We start from the raw sequence: 934 nt of genomic DNA on the forward strand, positions 1-934 counted from the left end.
CAAGCTCATGGAAGAAGATTGGCAAAAGACACTCACTTGGGGCATTCAGGATGAAGACTATTACGTCAATGACGAAGGCCGTTTCATGAAAACCCAAGAGCAGCGCGACAATGCCGCAGATGCGGCCTGGAAACTGGCCAACAAAGCGGATGCATTTTATGGAACTGCGCCGAAAGTTGAAGGCTACTTTAGTGATGGCAACGCAACTTCGGCAAGCAATCAGCCGGAAGAATATCAAGCCAGCTTGAAACCGTTTGATAAGGAAGTTTTGGGCGCTTATGGTTTCAACAGCTATGTCGATTTCTTCAGTGCTCCACCAGAGAATCCGGTGACTTACCCTGCTTGGTCTGTCGATCTGGTTGAGGGATCTCCAGCGAAGATTGCCAATACGAAGTTGAACGAATTGTCGACCAAATATTTGCCAAAAGCAATCTTGAGCGGTACATCAGAGTTTGACAATGTTTGGAATGAATACGTTTCCGATATTAAAAAGCTGGACATCAAAACGTATGAAGATCGTATCAATGAAGTGTTGAAGTGGAGAATCGATAACTGGTCTGTGAAATAAAAGACTTAACGTCAGGAAGGAAGATAACCTTCCTTCCTGATTCTTTTGAAAAAATTGTTTGCAGGGCGTGGTCTTTCATCGTGGAAGATACGTCGCTTTCGATGTTTTGCTTTGATTTTAAAGATGGATAGGGAGCCTGATAATATGGAGGAAATTGTAGTGGGTACCAAGCCGTTCCGCCCGAAGAAAAAACCAAAAATGAAGCGGATTACCTGGCAAAATATTAAAGCACAGAGACAGCTCATATGGATGTCTGTTCCTCTGCTTGCGTACATTATCATCTTTGCTTATGTGCCTGTCTGGGGCTGGACGATGGCTTTCCAGGATTACAAACCGGCCAGAAGTTTCTCGCAGCAAACGTGGGTA

Annotated in this window: 2 pseudogenes; both read left to right on the forward strand. The window is 44.5% G+C overall.

Features of this window, described 5'->3' with window-relative positions:
- Positions 1–568 (forward strand): annotated as a pseudogene (locus HP548_RS00165) (sugar ABC transporter substrate-binding protein); the annotation flags it as partial.
- 144 nt (positions 569–712) lie between these two features.
- Positions 713–934 (forward strand): annotated as a pseudogene (locus HP548_RS00170) (sugar ABC transporter permease); the annotation flags it as partial.

The sequence above is a fragment of the Paenibacillus taichungensis genome (genome assembly GCF_013359905.1).
GTDB lineage: Bacteria > Bacillota > Bacilli > Paenibacillales > Paenibacillaceae > Paenibacillus > Paenibacillus taichungensis.